We start from the raw sequence: 8,540 nt of genomic DNA on the forward strand, positions 1-8,540 counted from the left end.
GCGGCTAGCGGCACTAGCTCGCCACCATGCAGGAACAGGTCCTTGGCCGGACAGCGTCGCGGATTGCGGCTCGCTACGACGCCAGTGCGTCGAGCAGTGCGAGCTCCGAAATCACCCGGTTTCGCCCGGCGTGCTTGGCCATGTAGAGAAACTGGTCGGCCGCATGCAGGTAGTTCTCGAAGGACTCCGGCGCCTCGATGGTCGCAAGACCGATCGACACTGTAATCGACAGTTCCTCGTCATCCGCAACGATGCGCGATCTCGCAAGCTCGATGCGCAGCTTCTCGCAGAACGTGAAGGCGCGCTGGACGTCGAAGCCGTTGAACAGGATGCCGAACTCCTCGCCGCCGAGGCGGGCAAGCAGGTGTTCGTCGCCGACCAGCGTCGTCAACCGCTTGGCCACATGCTTCAACACGACGTCGCCGATCTCGTGGCCATAGGTGTCGTTGAGGCGTTTGAAGTGGTCGATGTCGAGAATGGCGATGGCCGTGGTCTCGCCGCGGCGCAGGCACTGCTCGACGAGGCGCGGGCCGGTCAGGAAGAAATGGCGGCGATTGTAGATATCGGTGAGATAGTCGCTCGCTGCCTGTCGCTGCAGCGTCTGCAACCGTTTCTGGATGCCGGCGGCATAGGCGATGCGACCGTTGAACTCTGCCTCAAGGAATGGCTTCTGGATGAAGTCCGTCCCGCCGGCCTCAAGGAACCGCGCTCCGATCCGGCGGTCGCCGCTGTCGGAAAGCGCGATCACCGGCAGCGCCTCATCGCCCTGGCGCCGGCGCACCTCGGCAAGCAGCGCTGCCCCAGTCATGTCGGACAAATCAAGATCGGTGACGACGATATCGATCGCCTCGCCGGAATCGAGCACCAGCAGCGCATCGGCGGCGCAAGCGACCTCGCACACCGAAATCCGCTGCCGGCGCAGGATGCCCGCAAGCTCGACCCGCGACGGCGTGTCGGAATCGGCAAGCAGCACCGTCGTCTTGCCATTGGTCAAGGCCCGGTCCACGGCGCCGATCAGGAGATTGATCGATTCCGGCTGGTTCTTGATGACACAATCGAGCGCGCCGCGACCGAGGATCTGGTCGCGCGTGTTGTCGTTGAAGGCCGCGGTGAAGACGACGGCCGGAACGTTGTTGGCGAGGATGAAGTCGAGCGCCTCACAATTGGGCGCGTCGGGAAGATTGAGGTCGAGCACGGCGAGCGAGAAGCTATCCGGCGCTGCGGTCATTTCCTGGCGCAGCGCCTCCAGCGAGGCGCAATGGGTGACACGAATACCATGCACCGTTTCCAGGCCGTATTTCAGCGCGGTGGCAAACATGCGGGAATCTTCGATCAGCAACATGCGCTTGTCGCTGTGCTTCTGCACAGAATTGATCCGACCTGGCGTGCGGCGCAATCTCACGTCCCTGCAAATCCCGATTTCGAGCCGCAGGCGTGCTGTCCCAAAAAGGGCGACGCTGGCTCCCAATATACAATTATACCCGGCACGGATCGCGCCAGACATTTTGTCTTGGCATGACCAGGCGTTACCGGGCTCCCCACTTTTGTTGCGGCCGATTGAAGACGGTCCGGATTGCAATTTCGTTAATGCGGCAACCGTAAGAGGGCTTTTCTCGCGACCCCGGCAATTTTAGGGGTCGCAAGCGCAGGAAAGCGGCAGATGCGCCGGCGTGTGTAGCCGACGGATGAGCGCCACCGCCTCGAAACGGAGGTGGCGGGCGGGATCAAGGCGCCGACAAACGGCGCATCCGGCAACCAGGTTCGCGGAGTTCGCAGGCGCGTTAAAGCGCGTCGCGATCTTTCAGATTCGCTTGCCGCGCTTCAAGTTCTTGTTTTTACGCATGTCGTTATCGCAAAACCGCAGCACACTTTTGCGCGACATGCTTTAGGCCGGAACTTTCACCTTTTCGCTCAAGGTCTTGATCTTGATCAGCGTGTCGAGGTTCTGGTTGACGCGGCAATAGAACTCTTCGTTGACGAAGGGGCGCACGACGAAATCGTTGCCGCCGGCCTTGAGGAAGCGTGCCGACAAGAGCCGGTTGGTCGAGGACGAGACGCCGATGATGCGCAACTGGTGCGGCCCATAGGTGCCGCGAATGCGCCGCGTCAGCTCGAAGCCGTCGATGTCGGGCATGTTGTAGTCGGTGATGACGAGGCCGATATCCGGATGGTTCTTGAGGATTTCGAGCGCCGTCGCACCGTTTTCTGCCGTGCTGGTGCGGAAATTGTAGCGTTTCAGCTGCGTCGTCAGCAGCGCGCGCGCCGTCGGGCTGTCGTCGACGATGAGCACATGGTGCTTGTGGTTGGTGAGAAACCGGCAAACCGATTCCGCCAGCATGTCGACGGCAAAGACGCTGTCCTTGATGACATAGTCGACGATCTCCTTGGCCAGGATCTTCTCGCGCGTACTTTCCTGGAAGGAGCCGGTGAAGACCACGGTCGGCACGCTCATCTCGATGAGATAATTCAGCGCCTCGCCATTCTCGGCACCGGGCAGGTTGATGTTGGAAATGGCCAGCGACGCCGGGAATGTCGCATTTTCGACGGCAAACTGCAGATCGTCATAATCGCGGCAGACGATGACGTCGATGTCGAACAGCTCTTTCAGCCGCTTCGAGACCATCGACGAAAACAGATTGGAGTCCTCGGCAAGCACGATGCGGTGCTCAGCAAGAGATTCACCGGAATAGTACATTCCGGAAACGCCGAAAAATGACATTGATCGCCTATAAGAAAGAGTGTCCCCGAAGCCATGCTAGAGGAGAAAGACTTTCCCGGCTGTTAATGAGGTAGCCGTGAAATGCTGCTTGGCGCGCTTGCATTCAGGTCTGCGCATACGACCCAATAGCCCTGCGGGGCCGTCAAGCCTTCGGCGTCGCTCCGCGCCGCTCGAGCGCAGTCTTGCGGATGATGTCCGCGATCTCCGGGTTGCTGCTGGACAGCATCTGGAAATCCTCCGAATACAGCGACAACAGCGAGACCTCGGTCGCCGCGCTGACGGTCGCCGAGCGGGGCTCGCCCGTAATCAGCGCCATCTCGCCGAAGAAGCTGCCAGCGTCTAGCTCCACCGGGTTCGGTGTCGCGATACTGACGCGTCCCTCGACGATGAAGAACATCTGGTCGCCGGCCTCGCCCTTGCGGCATATGACAGCGCCCGCCGGCACGACGCGAGGCCTCAGCGCCCGCACGATCTCGACGAGCGCCGACGAGCCAAGCCTCTGAAACAGTGGCACGGTCGCCACCAACTGCCAATTGCGCACGAAGTCCCGGCGACGGACCTCTTCGTAGAAGCCGGTGGCGAGGATGCCGGCCCAGAGCGCAAAGATGCCGATGCCGCACATCATGACCAGCCCGGCAAGGACGCGGCCGGCGAAGCTTTGCGGAATCTCGTCTCCATAGCCGGTGGTCGACAGCGTCACCACCGCCCACCACATCGCCTGGGGGATGCTGCCGAACGTGTTAGGCTGGACGTCGCGCTCGATGAGATAGGCCGTGAGCGCCGCACCAAAAAGAACGATGCCGAAGATCGAGGTGATGCCGATCAGGTTACGTGCCTGTTTGCTCAGGACGCTGCCCATAAGCCGGAAGAAGGGCGATCCGCGCAGAGGCTTCAGCAGCCAGATGGCACAGTAGAGGGTCTGATCGCGCGTGCCGACAAACAGCACCGCGGCGAAAGGAACCAAGACAGCAAGCACATCGATAGCAATCGCCGGCAGCCTGTCCCAAAAGTCTCTCTCGCGCGCGGCGATCAGCGTCACGATCAGTTGCAGGACATAGATGGCCCAGATGAGAGCAAGCAGGACCTCCAAATTGAGCCTGGTTCGTCCGGTCATGTCCGGCGTCGTGAGTGCAGCGACCGCCACGAGCCCAACCACGGCGAGCAGCCCGCCGAGCGGCGCAGAAATCTTCGAGAACGGCCGTGCCGACATTCAACGCTCCCGCGGCCTACCACCCTCTTAGCATAAGATGCTTCAGGCCAAGCGCAATGGGGCCAACGAGACGACCCTGGAGCAGAGTTGACCTTGGCAAAAGCGTCGACGCGGCGCCGGCTCCCATCGGCTGGTCGAAGAGCCGGCTCAGTTTCTCAGCCCGCCAAGACAAGGCGCTGACCGCGCGCCCATTTCAGTATAAGATACCACCATGAGCGAAACCCAGGCCCTCTTCGACGTCCTGCGCCAGTCGGCGGCACCCGCCTTCGCCGATGCCATCGAGCGGCACGTGCGCGACGCGCCGGACCGCAAGCTCGGCCGCATCAATGCGCTCGCCTTTGCCGCCGAGCACGGGCTGGACGAAGAAAAGACGATCGCCGGTTTCCTGCACGCCTCGCGGCTTGGTCTGTTCGAACTGTCCTGGAATGTGCTCTGCCCCGGCTGCGGCGGGGTGCTCGACGCCAACACCTCGCTGAAAACCGTGCAGAGCGAGGCCTATACCTGCGCGCTTTGCGCAGCCGGCTACGAGCCGACGCTGGACGAGATGATCGAGGTGACGTTTACCGTCAGCCCGCGCGTCCGCCATATCGAGGCCCACAATCCGCACGAGCTTCCAGCCGCCGAATATTTCCGCCAGGTCTACTGGGGCTCCGGTGTCGACCTGCCTGAAGACGATTACGAGGCGAAGGCCGAGGAGTTCATTCTCGAGACTCTCGAACTGCCGCCCGGCGAAAAGGCCGTCATCGCGCTGCAGCTTCCGGCCGAGTTCATCATCATCTTCGAGCCGGTGACACACGCAGCGCAGTTCATCGACGTGTCGGGAGAACCGACGAAGGAAAGGCGCAACCTATCCCTGGTGTTCGATCGCACCCATCGGCATAACGAGACCATCAGCATGCAGCCGGGTCCGCTGCGGATCCAGGTGGAGAACCATGCGGAGGTGCGCACGCTGCCCACGGTCTGCGTCGCCGGCGAAGCGCTGCATGCGCTGCTCGGGCGCCGTCGTCCTTTCCTGACGGCCAAGCGGCTGCTGTCCAACCAGACATTCCGCGACATCTACCGCACCGATACGATCGACGTAGACCAGCGCCTGAAGATCACCAGCATGACATTCCTGTTCACGGACCTTCGCGGCTCGACCGAGCTTTACGAGCGTGTCGGTGATCTCGCCGCCTTCGATCTGGTCAAGACCCATTTCACCGTGCTCAACGAGATCGTTGCCGCCGAAGCCGGCGCCGTGGTCAAGACGATCGGCGACGCCGTCATGGCAACCTTCCCGACGCCCGATCGGGCGATCGCCGCGGCCATGCGGATGCGCGACGCCATGCGCGAGCTCAATCACGAGCGCAGCAGCGAGGACCTGCTGTTGAAGATCGGCATCCATGAAGGCCCCTGCATCGCCGTCAGCCTCAACGAGAGGCAGGACTATTTCGGCCAGACGGTCAACATCGCCTCGCGCGTGCAGCACCTCGCCACCGCCCAGGAGATCTTCGCCACCAGCACGGTGCTGCGCAATCCGGCCGCCGCCGACCTGCTCAGCGAGCGCGGCCTCAACCCGATGACACACAACGTCACGCTGCGCGGCATCACCAACGAGATCAGCATCTTCGCCATACCTTGATCGTGATGTCGGCAAGCGCGTTCAGCGCGCGCTCAGGATCCCAACAACTCCAGGAAATCGAAAAACATCGAGGGCGAGTAGGCGAACAAAACGCCGCTGCCGTAACCGATCAGCCCGTACAGGCTCGCCCCGACCCAGCCGTGGCTTTGCCACCCATAGACAATACCTACAGATGTCGCCGCGCTGATGATGGCAAGGACCCAAACACCGTGAATGAAGGACTGGAACGTCCTAGCCATTCTTGCCTCTTCCAAAGCGCCGCCTATTACTTGGCGCAAACGAACGTCGCGGCCACGAGACGGATTTGCGGGCGCCGATTTTCGTCTCTGCATTGTAGGTAGGTACGCCTGCACGCTTTGACCAGAGGTTCGGCGCGTGAGCGTTGCATCGCTGAAGCCGGCCTGACAATTCGTTGAGCCGGCACCGATTTGAAAAGAGACTTCGGCAACTGATGCAAGACGTTACGGCGTCCTTGTCGCGTCAGCGTAGGCACGCGACGCCGCGACGAGGCGACAAGGCGCTCTGCTATTCCTCACGATGCGCGGGACATAGAGAGAGCGTGGATTATTTGCTTCTGGCGCTGCGGTCGGCGGCCTCCGCCCGCTTCGGCCGGCGGATGGCTCTGACCTTGCCGCTTGCGCCTCCGCCGCAGAAGAAACGGTCGCCGCCATCGGCCTCAAGCCCCGACACGCCCATGCCGGCCGGCATGTCGAGCCGCTCCAGCACCTCGCCCGTTTGCGGATCGATGCGCCTGACATCGCTGTCGTCGCCTTCCCAGGTGCCGTGCCACAGGTCGCCATCGACCCAGGTGACGCCGGTAACGACACGGTTTGACTCGATCGTGCGCAGGATGGCCCCCGTCTCGGGATCGATCTGATGGATTTTTCGCCCCCGATGCTGGCCCACCCACAGCGTACCTTCCGCCCATGCAAGGCCGGAGTCGCCACCGTTGCCCGGCGCCGGGATCGTCGAAAGTACGCGGCCGGTCTTCGGATCGATCTTCTGGATGCAATCCTCGGCGATCTGGAACAGGTGCTCCCCGTCGAAGGCCGTGCCCGCATGGGCGGCGACATCGATGGAACGCACCGTCTCACCGCTCTCGGGGTCGAGCGCATTCAATTTGTCGCCGGTGGCAAACCAGACGTGATGGCCGTCGAACGTCACGCCATGCACCTGCTCGGCACCGGGAAAGGGACCATATTCGCGGAGAATTTCGGCTGAGGCTTTTTTCATGGTTTCATCCTAATCGCTCGGCAGCGGCCCGGGGAGTAACAACACTGTCGGGAAACCCGGCACCGGCGGCGTCATCCATCGGCGTGCACGTCCCCGCCCGATCGGCTGCACCTTGCCAGCCGCGCAAAGCGCGTCAAGCGCCCGCTGCACCGTGCGCGGGCTCGCCCCAAGCGCAATCGCCAGCGCCGAACTCGCCCACGCCTCGCCATCAGCGAGCAAGGCAAGCACCGCGCCGTGCTGTCCCTCGACGGGCGGCGCCAGCACGGCGACCTCGCGAGCGTGCCGCGGCACCAGCACAAAGCCGCGCGCTGTCGCGCTTACCTCGGCCACATCCCGTAGCTCAGCGCGAAGCCGTCCGATTTCGACGCGCAGTCGCGCCCGGTGCGATTCGTCTGCGTGCCTCGCCCGGAAGGCGCGGGCGAGAAGCGCGCTCCTCGAAGCATCCCCCGGCCAGGCTTCAGCCAGCGTCCTGGCAAGCGCAAAGAGAACCGGGCGCGTCGAGAGTGATGCTAACCTATCACCTGCCCGCACGACATGCCGGCATGCATCGATGACCAGCGCGCCGGATGCCAGCAGCGCCGCGACCTCTTCGAGCAGCAACGCCCTCTCCTCGCCACGGGCGATCAGGCGCGCAGCCGGCTTGGAGAGCGCTAAAAAGGCGCCGTCGACTTCGGCGGTCAATGCCGGGATACCGGCTTCACGCGCCGCCTCGCGCGCCAGCGCCAGCTGAGCGCGCGCCGTCTTCGTCTGCAGGCGCCTGACGGCGATGCCGGCGACAATGAGAGCGTTGGCGGCGCGTGATGCGGGCGGCAGCGGCATCGGGTCGAAGCCGTCAAGCGCCTGCTCGGCTTCATCGAGGCGGCCGATCAGGACGAGACGTCGGACCTGGAGATTGCGCGCATGGGCGGCGTTGACGCGGTCGCCATGGGCCTCGAGCACAGCCCGCGCCGTCTCAAGCGCCTTCTCCGGCCAGCCAAGGTCGCGTGAAACCAGCGCAATCTCGGCGTCAGCCACGACACATCGCGCCCGTGCCACCGCTTCCCTTGGGCCGAATGCACGCGCGGCACTTTTCAGCAGGGCTTTTGCGCGTGGGAAGTCGCCGAGCTGCGCCATCGCGATCCCGCGCAGCGCCAGCGCCGGCGCGTCGTCGCGCAGTGCGACGCGTTTCAGCGCGCCGAGCGGATCGCCCGCCGCCAGCGCCCGCGCCGCAGCCGTGATCAGCGAGTCCATCGCAATCCCGTCAAACTTGTAACTCCCGCACTCTCAGCTTCGGACGCTAACTGTATTCGCAGACCCGCAACGACCTGCGCAACCGCCGAACAAATGGATAGCCGAAAAATGTCGACGCACAGAACCGGAACGATTGAAGGGTCGCGAAGGGCGATAGCTCGTGGCGCGGCCGATCGGCTCCCTCTCCTCGCCAGTCCGACCTTTGCGTTCATGGCGCTTTTGACCGGCGTTCTGAGCATCGGCGAGCCGGACATGCTCTGCACGACCTCAGCCGCGTCCCCGCTGACGGGAATGGTGGCGATGTACGGGCTGATGAGCGCCTTCCATTCCGGGCCGTGGCTGCGGCTGCTCTCCGGACGGCGAAACTCTACCCATCGGCCGTGAGCCCCGATCGTTGCCACCAGACAAACATCTCAACACCAAGGAGGTGGCATGAAAGCAGCCGCGTCCCAGGAGAGAACGGACCATTGAGATGCAGGTGATGATCGAGGGACAGTCACGCTTCCGGCCTTTCGGCTTACCTTATT

Annotated in this window: 8 protein-coding genes; 2 read left to right on the forward strand and 6 right to left on the reverse strand. The window is 63.3% G+C overall.

The window, feature by feature from the left end; translation table 11 throughout:
* Positions 1-73 precede the first annotated feature (73 nt).
* The 3 genes from ASD52_RS30425 to ASD52_RS30440 all read right to left on the reverse strand — a co-directional run bounded on the left by ASD52_RS30425 (position 74) and on the right by ASD52_RS30440 (position 3,929).
* Positions 74-1,366 (reverse strand): diguanylate cyclase, encoded by a 1,293-nt coding sequence (locus ASD52_RS30425; RefSeq protein WP_244445410.1) that lies wholly within the window; start codon positions 1,364-1,366, stop codon positions 74-76.
* Positions 1,367-1,885: 519 nt separating this feature from the next.
* On the reverse strand, positions 1,886-2,719 hold the full coding sequence (locus ASD52_RS30435; protein ID WP_025427426.1) for a response regulator: 834 nt from the start codon (positions 2,717-2,719) through the stop codon (positions 1,886-1,888).
* A 142-nt stretch (positions 2,720-2,861) separates the two neighbouring features.
* Complete coding sequence (locus ASD52_RS30440; protein WP_057210912.1) at positions 2,862-3,929, reverse strand: cyclic nucleotide-gated ion channel; 1,068 nt, start codon at positions 3,927-3,929, stop codon at positions 2,862-2,864.
* Positions 3,930-4,140: 211 nt separating this feature from the next.
* Here ASD52_RS30440 and ASD52_RS30445 point away from each other — a divergent pair, with 211 nt between their 5' ends.
* Positions 4,141-5,550, forward strand: coding sequence for an adenylate/guanylate cyclase domain-containing protein (locus ASD52_RS30445; RefSeq protein ID WP_025427428.1), 1,410 nt, complete (start codon positions 4,141-4,143; stop codon positions 5,548-5,550).
* Between the two features lie 32 nt (positions 5,551-5,582).
* Here ASD52_RS30445 and ASD52_RS30450 read toward each other — a convergent pair whose 3' ends face one another.
* The 3 genes from ASD52_RS30450 to ASD52_RS30460 form a co-directional block, all read right to left on the reverse strand.
* Positions 5,583-5,789 (reverse strand): hypothetical protein, encoded by a 207-nt coding sequence (locus ASD52_RS30450; RefSeq protein WP_025427429.1) that lies wholly within the window; start codon positions 5,787-5,789, stop codon positions 5,583-5,585.
* A gap of 325 nt (positions 5,790-6,114) precedes the next feature.
* Positions 6,115-6,783, reverse strand: a complete 669-nt coding sequence (locus ASD52_RS30455) for a PQQ-binding-like beta-propeller repeat protein (RefSeq protein WP_025427430.1) — start codon at positions 6,781-6,783, stop codon at positions 6,115-6,117.
* 9 nt (positions 6,784-6,792) lie between these two features.
* A complete protein-coding gene (locus tag ASD52_RS30460) occupies positions 6,793-8,013 on the reverse strand; it encodes a hypothetical protein (protein ID WP_025427431.1) in 1,221 nt (406 codons plus the stop codon).
* 108 nt (positions 8,014-8,121) lie between these two features.
* On the opposite strand from ASD52_RS30460, the gene ASD52_RS30465 reads away from it, so the two are divergent.
* Positions 8,122-8,397, forward strand: coding sequence for a hypothetical protein (locus ASD52_RS30465; protein ID WP_025427432.1), 276 nt, complete (start codon positions 8,122-8,124; stop codon positions 8,395-8,397).
* The last annotated feature ends 143 nt before the right edge of the window (positions 8,398-8,540 follow it).

The organism is Ensifer sp. Root142, assembly GCF_001426785.1.
Classification (GTDB): domain Bacteria; phylum Pseudomonadota; class Alphaproteobacteria; order Rhizobiales; family Rhizobiaceae; genus Ensifer; species Ensifer canadensis.

Bases quoted from the DNA above. Each gene is read 5' to 3' on its own strand.
- ASD52_RS30435 (WP_025427426.1), bottom strand. From the start codon at position 2,719: ATGTCATTTTTCGGCGTTTCCGGAATGTACTATTCCGGTGAATCTCTT.
- ASD52_RS30440 (WP_057210912.1), bottom strand. From the start codon at position 3,929: ATGTCGGCACGGCCGTTCTCGAAGATTTCTGCGCCGCTCGGCGGGCTG.
- ASD52_RS30445 (WP_025427428.1), top strand. From the start codon at position 4,141: ATGAGCGAAACCCAGGCCCTCTTCGACGTCCTGCGCCAGTCGGCGGCA.
- ASD52_RS30450 (WP_025427429.1), bottom strand. From the start codon at position 5,789: ATGGCTAGGACGTTCCAGTCCTTCATTCACGGTGTTTGGGTCCTTGCC.
- ASD52_RS30455 (WP_025427430.1), bottom strand. From the start codon at position 6,783: ATGAAAAAAGCCTCAGCCGAAATTCTCCGCGAATATGGTCCCTTTCCC.
- ASD52_RS30460 (WP_025427431.1), bottom strand. From the start codon at position 8,013: ATGGACTCGCTGATCACGGCTGCGGCGCGGGCGCTGGCGGCGGGCGAT.
- ASD52_RS30465 (WP_025427432.1), top strand. From the start codon at position 8,122: ATGTCGACGCACAGAACCGGAACGATTGAAGGGTCGCGAAGGGCGATA.